This is a genomic window from Acinetobacter sp. Marseille-Q1618 (assembly GCF_902809855.1).
Lineage (GTDB): Bacteria > Pseudomonadota > Gammaproteobacteria > Pseudomonadales > Moraxellaceae > Acinetobacter.
On record NZ_CADDWJ010000001.1, the window covers coordinates 998513 to 1013908 of the forward strand.

The 15396-nt window shown below is 37.9% G+C and carries 17 protein-coding genes; 13 read left to right on the forward strand and 4 right to left on the reverse strand.

Going from position 1 to position 15396, the window contains the following annotated elements; genetic code table 11:
- Positions 1 to 11 precede the first annotated feature (11 nt).
- The 7 genes from HUS24_RS04690 to HUS24_RS04720 all read left to right on the forward strand — a co-directional run bounded on the left by HUS24_RS04690 (position 12) and on the right by HUS24_RS04720 (position 7129).
- Positions 12 to 1253, forward strand: coding sequence for an SfnB family sulfur acquisition oxidoreductase (locus HUS24_RS04690; protein WP_173910917.1), 1242 nt, complete (start codon positions 12 to 14; stop codon positions 1251 to 1253).
- Entirely contained in the window at positions 1253 to 2695 is a 1443-nt protein-coding gene (locus tag HUS24_RS04695) for an LLM class flavin-dependent oxidoreductase (RefSeq protein WP_173910919.1), read from the forward strand. The genes HUS24_RS04690 and HUS24_RS04695 overlap by 1 nt, the downstream gene beginning before the upstream one ends.
- Positions 2696 to 2834: 139 nt before the next feature.
- Positions 2835 to 3698 carry a MetQ/NlpA family ABC transporter substrate-binding protein gene (locus HUS24_RS04700; protein WP_173910921.1) on the forward strand — a complete coding sequence of 288 codons (864 nt, stop codon included), beginning with the start codon at positions 2835 to 2837 and terminating at the stop codon, positions 3696 to 3698.
- A gap of 11 nt (positions 3699 to 3709) precedes the next feature.
- Positions 3710 to 4546 carry a MetQ/NlpA family ABC transporter substrate-binding protein gene (locus HUS24_RS04705; RefSeq protein WP_173910923.1) on the forward strand — a complete coding sequence of 279 codons (837 nt, stop codon included), beginning with the start codon at positions 3710 to 3712 and terminating at the stop codon, positions 4544 to 4546.
- A 12-nt stretch (positions 4547 to 4558) separates the two neighbouring features.
- On the forward strand, positions 4559 to 5629 hold the full coding sequence (locus tag HUS24_RS04710) for a methionine ABC transporter ATP-binding protein (RefSeq protein ID WP_173910925.1): 1071 nt from the start codon (positions 4559 to 4561) through the stop codon (positions 5627 to 5629).
- Entirely contained in the window at positions 5610 to 6269 is a 660-nt protein-coding gene (locus HUS24_RS04715) for a methionine ABC transporter permease (RefSeq protein WP_173910927.1), read from the forward strand. Before HUS24_RS04710 ends, HUS24_RS04715 begins: the two co-directional genes overlap by 20 nt.
- Positions 6270 to 6430: 161 nt before the next feature.
- Positions 6431 to 7129 (forward strand): haloacid dehalogenase type II, encoded by a 699-nt coding sequence (locus HUS24_RS04720; protein ID WP_173910929.1) that lies wholly within the window; start codon positions 6431 to 6433, stop codon positions 7127 to 7129.
- Between the two features lie 11 nt (positions 7130 to 7140).
- Here HUS24_RS04720 and HUS24_RS04725 read toward each other — a convergent pair whose 3' ends face one another.
- Positions 7141 to 7461 (reverse strand): hypothetical protein, encoded by a 321-nt coding sequence (locus HUS24_RS04725; protein ID WP_173910931.1) that lies wholly within the window; start codon positions 7459 to 7461, stop codon positions 7141 to 7143.
- 117 nt (positions 7462 to 7578) lie between these two features.
- Between HUS24_RS04725 and ychF the strand changes: the two genes are divergently transcribed.
- Complete coding sequence (gene ychF / locus HUS24_RS04730; RefSeq protein ID WP_173910932.1) at positions 7579 to 8670, forward strand: redox-regulated ATPase YchF; 1092 nt, start codon at positions 7579 to 7581, stop codon at positions 8668 to 8670.
- 188 nt (positions 8671 to 8858) lie between these two features.
- Here ychF and HUS24_RS04735 read toward each other — a convergent pair whose 3' ends face one another.
- The 3 genes from HUS24_RS04735 to HUS24_RS04745 form a co-directional block, all read right to left on the reverse strand.
- Complete coding sequence (locus tag HUS24_RS04735; protein WP_173910933.1) at positions 8859 to 10724, reverse strand: SurA N-terminal domain-containing protein; 1866 nt, start codon at positions 10722 to 10724, stop codon at positions 8859 to 8861.
- Positions 10725 to 10854: 130 nt separating this feature from the next.
- Positions 10855 to 11127 (reverse strand): HU family DNA-binding protein, encoded by a 273-nt coding sequence (locus HUS24_RS04740; RefSeq protein ID WP_065993948.1) that lies wholly within the window; start codon positions 11125 to 11127, stop codon positions 10855 to 10857.
- A 148-nt stretch (positions 11128 to 11275) separates the two neighbouring features.
- On the reverse strand, positions 11276 to 11773 hold the full coding sequence (locus HUS24_RS04745; RefSeq protein ID WP_173910934.1) for a phasin family protein: 498 nt from the start codon (positions 11771 to 11773) through the stop codon (positions 11276 to 11278).
- Between the two features lie 195 nt (positions 11774 to 11968).
- Here HUS24_RS04745 and HUS24_RS04750 point away from each other — a divergent pair, with 195 nt between their 5' ends.
- From HUS24_RS04750 to iscA, 5 genes are all read left to right on the forward strand, one after another.
- Positions 11969 to 12622 (forward strand): hypothetical protein, encoded by a 654-nt coding sequence (locus HUS24_RS04750; protein ID WP_173910935.1) that lies wholly within the window; start codon positions 11969 to 11971, stop codon positions 12620 to 12622.
- Positions 12623 to 12766: 144 nt separating this feature from the next.
- Complete coding sequence (locus tag HUS24_RS04755) at positions 12767 to 13240, forward strand: Rrf2 family transcriptional regulator (protein WP_173910936.1); 474 nt, start codon at positions 12767 to 12769, stop codon at positions 13238 to 13240.
- A gap of 1 nt (position 13241) precedes the next feature.
- Positions 13242 to 14459 (forward strand): IscS subfamily cysteine desulfurase, encoded by a 1218-nt coding sequence (locus HUS24_RS04760; RefSeq protein WP_173910937.1) that lies wholly within the window; start codon positions 13242 to 13244, stop codon positions 14457 to 14459.
- A gap of 106 nt (positions 14460 to 14565) precedes the next feature.
- The gene (gene iscU, locus HUS24_RS04765; RefSeq protein WP_173910938.1) at positions 14566 to 14952 is read left to right on the forward strand and encodes a Fe-S cluster assembly scaffold IscU; all 387 of its coding nucleotides are present in this window, start codon (positions 14566 to 14568) and stop codon (positions 14950 to 14952) included.
- Positions 14953 to 14992: 40 nt separating this feature from the next.
- The gene (gene iscA / locus HUS24_RS04770; RefSeq protein WP_065993954.1) at positions 14993 to 15313 is read left to right on the forward strand and encodes an iron-sulfur cluster assembly protein IscA; all 321 of its coding nucleotides are present in this window, start codon (positions 14993 to 14995) and stop codon (positions 15311 to 15313) included.
- The last annotated feature ends 83 nt before the right edge of the window (positions 15314 to 15396 follow it).

A 15396-nucleotide genomic window follows, 5' to 3' on the forward strand; every position in this document is an offset into this window, starting at 1 on the left:
GGGAAATACTCATGACAACATATCAAGATATTCATAAGACTTTAAATAGTACAGCTAAAAATTCTGCGCAAGCACATATCATTCGCTCTGATGCAGAAGCACTAGAAATCGCGCAACAATTAAGCCAACAGTTTAAACAAAATGCAGTTTTACGAGATGCTGAACGGATCTTACCTTTTGAAGAAATCGAGTTATTCAGCCAATCAGGTTTATGGGCAATCACAATTCCAAAGCAATATGGCGGGGCTGAAGTTTCAAGCCATACAGTCGCAAAAATTATTGCGCTTTTCAGTGGCGCAGATGGTTCTATTGGACAAATTCCCCAAAACCACTTTTATGCTTTAGAGGTTTTGCGTAATACAGGCAGCGAATCACAAAAACAAAAATTATATGCAGAAGTTTTAGGTGGCGCACGTTTTGGTAATGCATTAGCTGAGTTTAAAACCAAAACAGCGGCACAAAAACAGACTTTAATTAGCGTTGCCAATACTGAAGAACAAGGCTATTACGTAAATGGTGAAAAATTCTATTGCACAGGCAGTTTGTTTGCTCATCGTATTCCAACACTTGTGCGTGATGAAAACAATCGAGAGTTCTTAGCTTTTATTCCATCCGATGCACAAGGTTTACAACGCATTGATGATTGGACAGGCTTTGGACAAAAAACTACAGGCAGTGGCACTGTCAAATTTGATCAAGTGTTTGTGGCTGCTGAGGATGTGATTCCTTTTGACACAGCATTTGAAAATCCTAGCTTAGTCGGTCCTTTTGCACAGATTATGCATGCATCGATCGAGGTTGGAATCGCCCGTTCAGCATTTGAAGAAACCTTACAGCGTGTTAAACAAGCACGTGCTTGGATTGATGCCAATGTTGAGCATGCTGACCAAGACCCATTAACCATTTATGAGATTGGTCGAATTGCAGCGAATGTGCGAGCAAGTGAAGCATTACTCAAACAAGCAGCGCAAAGCATTGATTTAGCAAAACCACAACCAAATGCCAAAAATATTGCCAAAGCATCTATTGATGTTGCAAAAGTACGGGCACATAGCACCGAAACCGCACTAAAAGCCTCATCTAAATTGATTGAATTAGCAGGTAGTCGAGGCAGTCAACGCATAGATGGTTTAGATCGACATTGGCGTAATGCACGTGTACACACTTTACATGATGCTGCACGTTGGAAATATTATTTTATTGGGAATTATGTCTTAAATCATACTCTCCCTCCACGTAGAGGGACATTGTAATGACAAATACATTTCAAAATACAGACAAAAGTATCCATAAAAAGCAAATTTTACTCAATGCTTTTGATATGAACTGTGTCGGTCACATCAATCATGGACTCTGGACTCATCCACGAGATGAATCCCATCGTTTCAATGAGCTGAGCTATTGGACAACACTTGCCCAAACTTTAGAACACGGTTTATTTGATGGTCTTTTTATCGCAGATATCACAGGCGTTTATGATGTCTATCAAAATGGCATTGATTTAACTTTAAAAGAATCCATCCAACTACCCAGTCATGACCCTACGACTTTGGTTTCTGCGATGGCAGCCGTGACTAAAAACTTAGGCTTTGGTATTACCGTAAATTTAAGCTACGAAACGCCTTATCAGTTTGCACGACGTTTTGGCAGCTTAGATCATCTTACGCAGGGACGAATTGGCTGGAACATTGTTACAGGTTATCTAGACAGCGCTGAGCGTTTAATTGGACAAAAAGGTCTTAAAGACCATGACCTACGCTATGAACAAGCTGATGAGTTTTTGACACTTTGTTATAAATTTTGGGAAGGCTCTTGGGAAAATGATGCCATACAAAAAGACAAGCAAAAACGCATCTTCACTGATCCGAAAAAAGTACACCAGATCAATCATGAAGGACACTTTTATCAAAGCCAAGGAGTGTTTCAAGTTTCACCTTCACCACAACGTACACCTCTACTTTTCCAAGCGGGTGCTTCAGCACGTGGTTTAGCATTTTCTACTCAACATGCAGAATGTGTATTTATTGGCGGTGATCAAGCGGATAAGATCAAACAACAAGTAGATAAAATCCGTGAACTGACAAAACAACAAGGACGTAATCCTGAAGATATTAAAATATTTGTCGGGATTACCGTTGTTACAGCAGAAACCGATCAATTGGCACAACAGAAATTAGAGGAATATGCCAGTTATGCCAATCCAGAAGCAGGACTTGCGCATTTCTCAAGTTCAATAGGTATTGATTTATCGCAATATGCAGATGATGAGGTGATTCCCTATCAATCTACCAATAGTATTGTGTCGGTAAATAATAAATTTAAAGACCAACAAATCACACCCAATGATCTGAAAGCTCAGCATTTATTAGGGGGACGTTATCCGTTATTTGTTGGAAGTGGCAGCACTGTTGCTGAAAAACTAATTCAACTGTTAGATGACACTGGTATTGATGGGTTTAACCTAACACGCACCGTAGCTCCTGAATCACATCATGATTTTATTCGTTTGGTCATTCCTGAATTACAGCAACGTGGCAGATTTAAAACCCAATATACACAAGGCTCTTTACGCAACAAAATTTTCAATCAAGGCGACTATTTAAATTCACAACATCCTGCTTCACAGTTCCGATGTCATAACAATAAAGATAAACACAACATCGTGAAAGAAACAGCAGATGAACAAAGCGCTTAAAAGAATGAGCGTAGCGCAAGAGGGAGAGGATTCTTAAGAGCCCCTCATCCTAGCCTTCTCCCTGAGCCATATATGGCGCAAGAGAAGGAATCTCTTGATCATTATTTTAAGGTAAAAATTAAATTTTAAGGGGTTAAACATGACTCAAACCAATTCAGCCACCAACAATGCGTCAAAGAATAAATTCATTATTCTTGGCATTGTTATTATTGCCGTAATTGCAGGACTTATTTATTGGAACCAACATAAAAAATCAGGCTCAGCAGAAATCACGATTGGCATTAGCCCTCCTTTTGCCAAACCTTTACAGGTTGCAGTAGATGAAGCCAAACAAAAAGGCATAAATGTTAAATTGGTAGAGTTTTCGGATTGGAATACGCCCAATATCACTCTCAATCATGGTGATATTGATGCCAATTATTTCCAACATCAGCCATTTTTAAATAATGCGCTTAAAGAAACTGATTTTAAACTAAAGCCAATTGCCACAGGTGTTGCCACCCATGTAGGTTTGTATTCTAAAAAATACAACAGCTTAGACGCTGTACCTGAACAAGCACGTGTGGTTATTCCAAATGATCCTGTCAATCAAGGACGTGCCCTTTTACTGTTACAGCAAGCCAAACTGATTAGTTTGAAAAATCCTGACAACCATTTATCAAACTTGCAGGACATTACCGCAAATCCAAAGAAATTTCAGTTCATTGAAGTAGAAGGACCTCAAACTGCACGTGCGGTAGATGATGCTGATCTTGTGTTTAGTTATCCATTGTATTTACGTTTAGCGAAAACCATTGATCCCAATAAGGCTTTGCTATTGGATGACAATACCAATACACGTTATGCGATTTTATTTGTAGTCACAGATGATTATGAACAAAAGCATCCTGAAAAAGCACAGCAACTTAAAGAATTTATCAAAATTTATCAAACTTCTGCCCAAGTTAAAAAAGCACTGAATGATGATATTGGTGAAAATTTATGGTTTGCAGGTTGGAAATAAGGAAGTACAACATGTCTCAGATTTCCAAACTTAAAAATAAGAATGTTATGATCGGATTGATTGCTGTTCTGGTGATATTGGCATTATTGGGCTATCGCTATGTGAAAAACCAACAGCAAGGTGAGGTATTAAGTATTGGCATCAGCCCACCCTATGCAGAGTTACTACAAGCTGTTGCGAAAGAAGTCGAAAAAGATGGAATCCAAGTCAAATTGGTTGAGTTTTCGGACTGGCAAGCGCCCAATGTTGCGGTACAAAACCGAGATATTGATGCAAATTTTTTCCAACAAAGTGTATTTTTAAAAAATGCGATTCAACAAACGCATTATGACTTACATGCCTTTGGCACAGGCAGCGGTAGCCATGTCGGTTTATATTCAAAAAAATATCAATCTTTGGATGCCTTGCCGCAAAATGCCCGTGTCGTGATTCCAAGTGATCCTGTAAACTCTGCACGTGCTTTGATTTTGTTACACCGTGCAGGATTGATTCAAATCAAAGATATCAATAATGAACTTTCAACATTACAAGATATCGTATCAAATCCCAAACAATTGAAATTTTTAGAAGTAGAAGGTCCACAAACTGCGCTTGCTTATGATGATGCGGATTTAATTTTTGGCTTTCCACATTACTTAAATATGGCGAAAAAAGCAGATCCGCACAGCGCCTTATTTTTAGACCCTATTGATAAAAAATACGCCATTCTTTTTGTGACACGTCGTGATTATCAGGACAAAAATCAAAAGTTAGCCAAATTCATTCATGCTTTCCAAAACTCACCCCAAGTACGAGAGATTTTAGATCGAGATTTTGGCAAAGGTATGTGGTTTGAAGGTTGGAAATAAGGAGAATAAAAAATGGTTAGTTTCGGTTCACAAGTTGATTTTTCAGTCCCACATATCAAAATTCGTAATCTGAATAAGTTTTATGATGGTAAAGATCAACACATACATGCACTTAAACACATCAACTTAGATATTCCGCAAGGAAAAATTTTCGGCATTATTGGTAAAAGTGGTGCAGGTAAATCTTCACTGATTCGGACTTTAAATGGTTTGGAAAAAATTTCTGAAGGAAGTATTCACATTCACCAACAGGATTTAGCTGAACTCAATCATGCAGAACTCATTCAAATCCGTCAAAAAATTGGCATGATTTTCCAACATTTTAATTTAATGTCCGCTAAAACAGTTTGGGAGAATGTGGCACTCCCCTTAAAGATTTCAGGTATTGCTAAACCAGAGATAGAAACACGGGTCAATGCAGTTTTGGCATTGGTCGGGCTAGAGAATAAAGCTCAAAATTATCCAGCACAGTTATCGGGTGGTCAAAAACAACGTGTAGGGATTGCGCGTGCTTTAGTACATCAACCTGAAATTTTACTGTGTGATGAAGCAACTTCCGCACTTGATCCAGAAAGCACCTCGATTGTATTAAGCTTATTAAAAAAAATTAATCGTGAATTAGGCATTACCATTGTTTTAATCACTCATGAAATGCAGGTCATTCGTGAAATTTGTGACCAAGTTGTGGTGATTGAACATGGTGAAATCGTTGAATCGGGGCAAGTTTGGTCGGTATTTTCTCAACCACAACAAAAGATCACCCAAGAGTTGCTGAACTTAGAACAACTTGATTTACCGTTTCACGTGAGTCCAGAGTTGCGGACAGATTCAACGCATACCATTTTAAAGCTACGTTATGAAACCGATCCAAAACACTCTCCCGATTTAACCCAAATTTTTCAAGCGTTTCAGGGTTCAGTGCATTTGTATCAAAGCCACATTGATAATATTCAGGGGCATTTGATTGGGACTTTAGTGGTTGGAACAACACAAATAGATTTTGATCTACAACATTTACAAGAACAACTGAAACAGCACATTGCACAAATAGAGGTACTTGGCTATGCAAGACCAACTCATTGATTTATTACTTACAGGAACAATTGATACATTGATCATGGTCGGTGTATCTGCGGTGATTGCATTTTTAATTGGTTTACCTTTGGCGGTAATTTTAGTAAATACCTCTGAACAAGGCATTCACCCATCGAAAAAAATTAATCATGGTTTGGGGACGGTTATTAATATCACACGTTCTGTACCATTTTTAATTTTAATGGTCGCATTGATTCCTTTAACCCGTTGGATTGTTGGCACCAGTTATGGCGTATGGGCTGCCGTTGTACCGCTTACCCTAGCAGCAACACCATTCTTTGCGCGTATTGCCGAAGTGAGTTTACGTGAAGTTGATCAAGGCTTGATTGAAGCAGCTCAGGCAATGGGCTGTAACCGTAAACAGATCATTTGGCATGTATTACTTCCTGAAGCCTTACCGGGAATTGTGGCAGGTTTTACGGTCACAATCGTGACTATGATTAACTCCTCAGCGATTGCAGGTGCAATTGGTGCTGGGGGTTTAGGCGATATCGCTTATCGTTATGGTTATCAACGTTTTGATATGCAGATCATGCTTGCGGTGATTGTCGTCTTAGTTGCATTAGTCATGCTGGTGCAAGCTTTTGGGGACAGTTTGGCAAGCCAGTTGGATAAGAGAAAAATTTGATTTTTAGTTGCTCATCTCACAACCCATGCAAATATCGGATGAGCAATGATTTTGTTGAAAAATAATGAACAGATTGAAATGAAATGCCCTGTACTCTATTTAAATGCAGCAAAATAAATTATAAGAATAATTCTGAATAATAAAAAATAGTGGAATAAATCATGTCAAAGCTCAATCACATCCAAGTACTTGCTTTTGATGTTTTTGGTACGGTTGTCGACTGGCATTCCTCGATTGTAAAAGAATTCGATGCAATGAATTTAGAGATTGATGCTAATCAATTTGCATTAGATTGGCGAGCGGGTTACCGCCCTGCAATGGATAGAGTACTTTCAGGTGAATTACCTTGGACATCAATTGATGAGCTGCATCGTATCATTTTAGATGAATTAATCATTCGATATGATCTACATAGACTAACTGAACTACAGCTTATTCATCTCAATCACGTCTGGCATCGACTACAACCATGGCAAGATTCAGTTTCAGCATTAAAACAGCTCAAAGAAAAATATATTATTTGTACTCTCTCTAATGGAAATATCCGTTTATTGGTGGATATGGCGAAAAATGCGAAGTTACCATGGGATTATATTTTTTCAGCCGAAAACTTTAACGCATACAAACCCTCAACGAAAACTTACTTAGGCGTAGCTGAACTTTTAAATGTTAAACCTGATCAAGTCTTAATGGTCGCTGCACATCATGATGACTTAGCTGCTGCACGCTCATGTGGTTTACTGACCGCTTATATCGAAAGACCTTTAGAATTTGGTTCATCTCAAATTAAAGATGTCTCACCATGTGCTGATAATGATGTGCATGCGACTGATTTGTTGGATTTGCTTAAATTTTTATAAATCTAATATTTTTAAATAGAATGCTGTACAACTAAATCACGAAGACCTTCAACATAAGGTAAATCCAAATCGTAAGTCCCCAACCAAGTCAGACGTTTATCTTCATATTCTTTTGAACAATATAGAATCGTAGCAACTTTTTGAAAAGCTAAGAACAAAGCCTGGACTTCATCAATTCCCATTGCATAACTTTCTATTACATTGGCGAAACCAATGATTTGAAACTCAGCTCGATAATCATCTTGATCAGGCTTCGCTTTAAATATTATTATTTCTAAATCAAATTGCCCATCCAATTCATAAGTTCTTTTCGCTGCAATGATTCGGCTCATAATTTTATTTCATTAAAACTTATTCATTTCTTTTATCTTAAGTCTAAGACCTGACTTTGTCATGGCTTTCATGTAAAATCATCCACAATTTTTAGATAACACTGTGTGAGTCATTTCATGGGTTTTAATTGCGGTATTGTCGGCTTGCCGAACGTTGGTAAATCTACACTTTTCAATGCATTGACAAAAGCTGCTATTGCTGCAGAAAACTTTCCATTTTGTACAATTGAACCAAACACAGGTATCGTACCTGTACCTGATCCACGTTTAGACAAATTAACAGCCATCGTAAAACCACAACGTGTCATTCCAACCACAATGGAGTTCGTTGACATTGCTGGTTTAGTTGCAGGTGCGTCTAAAGGTGAAGGCTTAGGTAACCAGTTCCTTGCAAACATTCGTGAAACAGATGCGATTGCACATGTCGTACGTTGTTTCGAAGATGAAAATGTTATCCATGTAAATGGTAAAATTGATCCATTAGATGATATTGCAACTATTAATACTGAACTTGCACTTGCTGACTTAGAAACAGTCACTAAAGCAGTTACTCGTTTAGCAAAATCAGCAAAAGGTGGCGACAAAGAAGCGGTTGCAACCAAAGCTGTTTTAGACAAAATCTTACCTTTACTTGATGAAGGCAAGCCTGCACGTGCTGCAGACCTTGATGATGATGAGCGTAAACTGGTGCGTGGTTTTGGTTTAATGACTTTAAAACCGACGATGTATATTGCCAACGTTGCAGAAGATGGTTTTGAAAATAATCCACATTTAGAAGCTGTTAAAAAATTAGCTGCTGAAGAAAATGCCATCGTTGTTCCTCTTTGCAACCAAATCGAAGCAGAAATTTCACTTCTTGAAGATGAAGATCGTGCTGAGTTCTTAGAAGCTTTGGGAATGGAAGAACCAGGTTTAAATGTAGTGATTCGTGCAGGTTATGCATTACTTGGTCTACAAACTTACTTTACTGCGGGTGTTCAAGAAGTTCGCGCTTGGACTGTTAAAGTGGGTGCAACTGCACCACAAGCCGCAGGCGTGATTCACACTGACTTTGAAAAAGGTTTTATCCGTGCTGAATGTGTGGCTTATGATGACTTCATCCAATATAACGGTGAAAATGGTGCAAAAGAAGCGGGTAAATGGCGCTTAGAAGGTAAAACTTATGTGGTACAAGATGGCGATGTTCTACATTTCCGTTTCAATGTCTAAATTCTTCTAACCCTTTATCATTCATTTTAAAGCATCCATTTGGGTGCTTTAATTTTTTAGAATTCTTATATTTTATTTACTACATTTCCCTGACCTAAATCTAAGACAGTCGCTATTTTTATTAGGTATTTTCTTTAAAGCAGAAAAAACCCCAGTCTAAACTGAGGTTTTACTCTTATCAAATCCAATTACTTAATTTTTGCATTGGCTTTTAAGTATTGCGTGTAATCATCCAACAATTGTTGACCACGCATTCTTTGATATAACTGAGTTAACTCTTGTGCTTGTGCTGGATCTAAGCTATCAACAGGTGCTTTTTTCACTTCAGCAACACCCACAACCACCATTTCATCAGGTAACGATGTTGTAGTTACTGACCACATACCCGCTTTAGGTGCTGGAACACTGAATGCAGCACGTTCGATTTCACGTTTTAAACCTTGAGAACGTGTAAACATTCCTGCTGATTCAAAGCTAAATGGATGCTTCGCTAACACTTGTTGTGCAGGAAGTTTCTTAAAGTCCTCCAGCATCGCTGCAATTTTTGCTTTTGCCGCAGCTGCTGCTTTGTCTTGGATCAATTGTGCTTTGACACGTGCAGTTGCTTGCGCTAGAGGTTGAACCCCTGCTGCATGGTAATCACGCACTTTTACCCAAATGGTATTACCATCTTTTAACTGAATGCTGCTCGACACATTACGATCACCATTTTTTACATCATCGCTAAAGATTTTTGCTTTGACACTTGGATCAGCCAATACAGGATTGGTTGTTGCAACTGTAATACCTTTAACAGATTCGATTTTTGCAGTTTTTACTTCACTTGGAATAATGTCTAAAGCATCATTGCTAACAACTTGTTCGTTCAAGCTATTTACAGTATCAGCAAATAAATTCGCTGACTTAGACTTCAGCACATCTTCAGTCAATTCTGCTTTTTTCGCTTCAAATGTTGGGATCTCTCCAACAGCACTCTGTACTTCAATCAGATGATAACCATATTGCGTTTTTACAGGGCGAGTAATTTCAGCATTTTTTGCTGATTTCACAGCATTGTCAAAACTACTGTCAAATACCCCTTCAGTATATTCAATCACACCACCATTGGCTTTTGATGAATCATCTTCAGAATACTGTGCAGCAGCTTGAGCAAATGTCATACCTGCTTTGATTTTTGCATAAACATCATTGGCTAACTTTTCTGCTTGTTGCGCATTACGGTTATCTGTGGTGATTAAGATATGCTTAACTTCACGTTTAGCATTCTGTTTTTGTTTATCTACAAATGCTGCATAAGCTTTTTCCAACTCAACTGCCGAAACTTCTTTACTTGCTTGCGGCAACATCGCTGGCGTAAGGACAACATAATCGACATCAACAGAGGCAACCTGCTTAAATTTATTTTGATGTTTATTATAATAATCTGCTATTTCTTGATTACTGACTTTGACGTTTTGCTTATATTCATCAAGTTTTACACTTGCTAAATAAAGATTACGTTGCTCAGTTTGTAAGTTAGCAATCAACTCTAAGTCTACTTTACTTACTAAAGCGTTATTGGTAAATGTGCCCATTAACATTTGTAATGCGTGGTCTTGACGAAGATTCGCAATCAAAGCTGAACTGGTAATCCCTACTGAACGCAAATAGTTTTCATATAATGGCTGAGAAAATTTACCATTTTCTTGAAAACTTGGTTGCTGCGCCAACATTTGCTCAATTTGACCATCACTTAAAGAAATGCCTAATTTTTCAGCTTGCTGAACCAACAAAGCACGTGCAATGAGGCTGTCCAAAGCTGCATTTTTAATAAATGCATTATTCAATAACGATTCATCACCATTGACCATTTTCAAATATTGATCTTTCAGACCCTTGGTTTGTGCTTCTAAATCTTTATTGGAAATGTCTTGACCATTTACAGTCTTCGCTACGTCTGCTTTATTTCCCCCACTGAAATAACCTTCAATACCAACCAATGCCAATGGAGTTAAAAATAAAACCAGTAGGACTTTTCCGAGCCAGCCTCTTATGAGTTTACGAAACGATTCCATAAATCTTCCAATATTTTATTTGCTAGGGAGTTTAACTGATATTCGTATATGAATGAATGCGCTAAGTTGAATTAATTGCTTTATTCCATAAAAAACGCGCCCTAAAGGCGCGTTTAGAACTTTTTTAAGATTATGCAACTGAATCTTTAAGTCCTTTACCTGCTTTAAAACTAGGTACTTTACTTGCTTTAATTTGAAGTTCTTCACCAGTTTTAGGATTACGACCTGTACGTGCTGCACGTTCTTTCACGCTGAAAGTACCAAAACCAACTAAAGTTACAGTGTCTCCGCCTTTTAACGCTTCACCAATTGAAGCAATAGTCGCATCTAATGCTTTACCAGCATCAGTCTTAGACAATCCCCCTTTTTCTGCAATCGCGTCAATTAATTCTGATTTATTCATGAAGATTACATCCTCTTATATCGTTCGTTTAAGATTCAAGGTTGTGGTTTGAAAGGCCATGCTGACTTTATAGCAATGCTTAGGGGGAAAACGCAAGACTACACCATCGCTTTTCTTAAAAATAAGCACTAAAAAATGAAAAATTAGCTTATTCAAGCGATGTGTTGACTATTTTTTGCAGTTGTTCTGATAGATTTTTATTTTCTTCTATCACCCCATCAAGCTTTTGGTGTAGCTGTAAAATTAAAGCTTCCAAATGCTGTATATCTTTGGCTGTGACCAAACCAATTCGATTTAATGAATGATTGACATGCACATCTAATGTCTTTTCAAACTTTTCTTTGGTTTCTGCAACTGTTTCTTTGGTTTTCTCAACCACTTTTTGAGTTGGTTGTTCAACCTCAGTATCATCGACCTCTACACTTTTAGACTCAAGCTCTTCACCCACTTTTACTAAAGAATCAAATAACTTATTACCTTCTTCTTCTGCACGAGAAAAAGCACCTAAGCCTGCCAACCAAATTTGTTTGGTATATTTTCTAAAATCAAGAGAAGACTTTCGTGAAGATTTGGTTCTTATATGTGTTTTTTCTTTTTTTGCTTGCGCTCTAAGATCATCCTTTGATATTTGGCTCTCTACATCCATTCCACTTCTCTCCTGTATATTTTCTATACAATATAATCATTAAAATGCGAAATATCGTTATAATAACAAATAAATCACTTGAACCTTTTGTAAAACTGTTCTACAAAGCAAAGTAATACTTTATTTAAATGTGAGCTAGTTCTCCATAGATATTACACGGGATCGGATATTCTGTTTGGATTATAGGAATTTTTTATGAGCGAATCGCAACAAAAACAGGGTCAAAGTCGTTTGTTGCTTAATACTCTAATGATTATTTTGGAAACATTTTATTCATTTGTATTAAAACACGACCGTGTTGTTCGCTTGCAAGCTAAACATTTTGTTGCAAAGCAAATCACGATCAAAATGAATAGTTATATTCCCTATGTTGACTTTTACATCCAATTTACAGACAAAGGCATTTTATTTGACTTAAAAGAACCAGAAAAGCCTGTGGATTTGACTGTGAGTAGTACAGTCTTGGACTTGATCCAAATCTTTGCCTTTGCCAACCGCCGTAGCATGAAAAAAATGCGTATTGAGGGTGACGAAGTTCTAAAAGAACAATTTCGAGATCTAATTTTACCATTTACAGTACCTAAATTACTTTCTGACTGGAAACAATGGCTTACAAATCCAGAAAATGATGAGTCAGGTGTAGGTTCACGCAAAAGGATTGCACCACTTTTAGAGAAAATCGATCAGCAACGTTCTAAAATCAACAGCTTACAAGTTGAAGTAAAGCAATATCAAAATCGTATCCGTCGTATGGAGCAAAAACAAAAAACCACCAATATCATTTTGTCTGTGATTTTTGTTCTATTTATTACGTTAATTGTGTATAATTTATGGCAAATATTTTCCTGATAAATAATAGGAAATTTACAAAATAAAAAGCAGTTTAAAAAATACCTTACTATTTTAGTCTGAATTATTCCTAAAAATACTTGACTATTTTAGTCAGGATTCATAGAATCATCTTATCTAGTCTAATAACATGTGTATCGAATCATGCGCCTAACTACTCGCGGTCGCTACGCAGTGACTGCTCTACTTGATCTAGCTTTGCAGCCAACTGAACAAACGATCACGCTTGCTGAAATTGCAGCTCGCCAAACTATCTCAGTCGCTTATCTTGAGCAACTCTTTGCCAAACTTAAACGTCATGGTCTAGTTTCTAGTGTTCGTGGAGCCAACGGTGGGTATCTCCTAGCGCGCAATGCTGAAGAAATAACAGTGTTAGAAATTATTGAAGCCGTAAATGAAACTGTTGACGCAACACGTTGTGACCATAAAGGTAACTGTCAAAACGGTGCAATGTGTTTAACACACGATTTATGGCAAGAACTCTCCCATCATATTGCCGATTATTTAGCTAAAATTACGCTTGCCGATCTTGTTGCGCGTGACAATGTTCAAACAGTTGCACTCCGCCAAAATGCTCCAAGTTTAGATTCAGCCCTTCTATCGGCTACAGGTATTTGACATGAAACGTCCTATTTATCTTGACTATGCAGCAACTACTCCTGTCGACCCTCAAGTTGCTGAACGTATGATGGAATGCTTAACCTTTGATGGTATCTTTGGGAATGCAGCATCACGTTCACATGCTTACGGATGGCAAGCAGAAGAAAAAGTTGAATATGCACGTGAACAAGTCGCTAACCTCATTAAGGCAGATCCACGTGAAATCGTGTGGACATCTGGTGCAACTGAATCAGACAACCTAGCACTTAAAGGTGTGGCTCAGTTCTATGCGTCTAAAGGCAAACATATCATTACTTCTAAAATTGAACACAAAGCAATTTTAGATACCTGTCGTGAGCTTGAAGAAGAAGGCTTTGAAATTACTTATCTTGAGCCTGAAGAACGTACAGGTTTAATTACACCTGAAATGGTTCAAGCAGCACTTCGTCCAGATACTATTCTTGTTTCACTCATGATGGTTAACAACGAAATCGGGACTGTTACTGACGTTGCTGCCATTGGTGAGCTTACACGCGCCAACAAAACTTATTTCCATGTAGATGCTGCACAAGCTGCTGGTAAAGTGGAAATTGACTTAAGTACCATGAAAGTTGATTTGATGAGTTTCTCAGGTCACAAAGTTTATGGTCCTAAAGGAATTGGGGCTTTATTTGTACGCCGTAGCCCGCGTGTTCGTATCAAAGCACAAATGCATGGTGGTGGTCATGAACGTGGTATGCGTTCTGGTACATTGGCAACGCATCAAATCGTAGGTATGGGTGAAGCGTTTGAACTTGCAGGTAAAAACTTACACGCTGAACAAGCACGCTTACGCATTCTTCGTGACAAACTTTGGAATGGTTTACAAGACCTTGAACAAGTGTTCTTAAACGGTCATCCAGAGCATAACGTTGCCAACTACTTAAATGTCAGCTTCAACTTTGTTGAAGGTGAGTCGTTAATGATGGCACTCAAAGATGCTGCGGTATCTTCTGGTTCAGCATGTACATCTGCAACATTAGAACCGTCTTATGTATTACGTGCTTTGGGTCTATCTGATGAGCTTGCACATAGTTCAATTCGTTTCAGTTTTGGTCACTATACCACTGAAGAAGATATTGACCATGTGATTCAAATCACCAAAGCTGCGGTTGAAAAATTACGTGCCCTTTCACCTCTTTGGGACATGTATAAAGAAGGTATCGACCTAAATTCAGTTGAATGGGCTGAACATTAATTCCAGATATTATTAAGGCACTTTTTGAATAGATCATGTTGATAATCAAAAAGATGCCTCAATATTATATATTATCAACGCTGACCCCGAGGTTTGGAGAAGCATCATGGCTTATAGTGAAAAAGTAATTGATCATTACGAAAACCCTCGTAATGTTGGTGTGTTAGATAAAAATGCTGAAAACGTGGGTACAGGTATGGTCGGTGCGCCTGCTTGTGGTGACGTTATGCGTCTTCAAATTCAAGTAAATGACAATGGTGTCATTGAAGAAGCACGTTTCAAAACTTATGGTTGTGGTTCAGCAATTGCATCTAGTTCACTGGTCACTGAATGGTTGAAAGGTAAAACTTTAGACGAAGCACAAGCGATCAAAAACATTGATATTGCCAATGAGCTTGCACTTCCGCCAGTGAAAGTTCACTGCTCTGTACTTGCAGAAGATGCGATCAAAGCGGCTGTTGAAGATTATCGCAGCAAAAAATCTAAAGCTTAATTTCTGTTTTATTCACAGAAAATAAATTAACGGAGTTTTCATGATCCATTTAACTGAAAATGCAGCAACTCATATCAGCAATTATTTAAAAAATCGCGGTAAGGGTGAAGGTATTCGTCTGGGCGTGAAAACTTCAGGCTGTTCTGGCTTGGCTTATGTGCTTGAGTTTGTCGATGACATTGATACACATGATCAAATCTTTGAACAGTTTGGTGTAAAAGTTTTTGTAGACCCTAAAAGTTTGGTGTATTTGGATGGCATGGAAATGGACTATGTAAAAAATGGTCTGAATGAAGGCTTTGAATTCAATAACCCAAATAAAAAAGGTGAATGTGGTTGTGGTGAATCTTTTACCGTTTAAGCGAACATTGATCTTTAATATGCATTAAAACAGTGTTCTACACTGTTTTAATCACATTTAATTCTGCTATTTTATACAAAACC

Bases quoted from the DNA above. Each gene is read 5' to 3' on its own strand.
- HUS24_RS04690 (WP_173910917.1), top strand. From the start codon at position 12: ATGACAACATATCAAGATATTCATAAGACTTTAAATAGTACAGCTAAA.
- HUS24_RS04695 (WP_173910919.1), top strand. From the start codon at position 1,253: ATGACAAATACATTTCAAAATACAGACAAAAGTATCCATAAAAAGCAA.
- HUS24_RS04700 (WP_173910921.1), top strand. From the start codon at position 2,835: ATGACTCAAACCAATTCAGCCACCAACAATGCGTCAAAGAATAAATTC.
- HUS24_RS04705 (WP_173910923.1), top strand. From the start codon at position 3,710: ATGTCTCAGATTTCCAAACTTAAAAATAAGAATGTTATGATCGGATTG.
- HUS24_RS04710 (WP_173910925.1), top strand. From the start codon at position 4,559: ATGGTTAGTTTCGGTTCACAAGTTGATTTTTCAGTCCCACATATCAAA.
- HUS24_RS04715 (WP_173910927.1), top strand. From the start codon at position 5,610: ATGCAAGACCAACTCATTGATTTATTACTTACAGGAACAATTGATACA.
- HUS24_RS04720 (WP_173910929.1), top strand. From the start codon at position 6,431: ATGTCAAAGCTCAATCACATCCAAGTACTTGCTTTTGATGTTTTTGGT.
- HUS24_RS04725 (WP_173910931.1), bottom strand. From the start codon at position 7,461: ATGAGCCGAATCATTGCAGCGAAAAGAACTTATGAATTGGATGGGCAA.
- ychF (WP_173910932.1), top strand. From the start codon at position 7,579: ATGGGTTTTAATTGCGGTATTGTCGGCTTGCCGAACGTTGGTAAATCT.
- HUS24_RS04735 (WP_173910933.1), bottom strand. From the start codon at position 10,724: ATGGAATCGTTTCGTAAACTCATAAGAGGCTGGCTCGGAAAAGTCCTA.
- HUS24_RS04740 (WP_065993948.1), bottom strand. From the start codon at position 11,127: ATGAATAAATCAGAATTAATTGACGCGATTGCAGAAAAAGGGGGATTG.
- HUS24_RS04745 (WP_173910934.1), bottom strand. From the start codon at position 11,773: ATGGATGTAGAGAGCCAAATATCAAAGGATGATCTTAGAGCGCAAGCA.
- HUS24_RS04750 (WP_173910935.1), top strand. From the start codon at position 11,969: ATGAGCGAATCGCAACAAAAACAGGGTCAAAGTCGTTTGTTGCTTAAT.
- HUS24_RS04755 (WP_173910936.1), top strand. From the start codon at position 12,767: ATGCGCCTAACTACTCGCGGTCGCTACGCAGTGACTGCTCTACTTGAT.
- HUS24_RS04760 (WP_173910937.1), top strand. From the start codon at position 13,242: ATGAAACGTCCTATTTATCTTGACTATGCAGCAACTACTCCTGTCGAC.
- iscU (WP_173910938.1), top strand. From the start codon at position 14,566: ATGGCTTATAGTGAAAAAGTAATTGATCATTACGAAAACCCTCGTAAT.
- iscA (WP_065993954.1), top strand. From the start codon at position 14,993: ATGATCCATTTAACTGAAAATGCAGCAACTCATATCAGCAATTATTTA.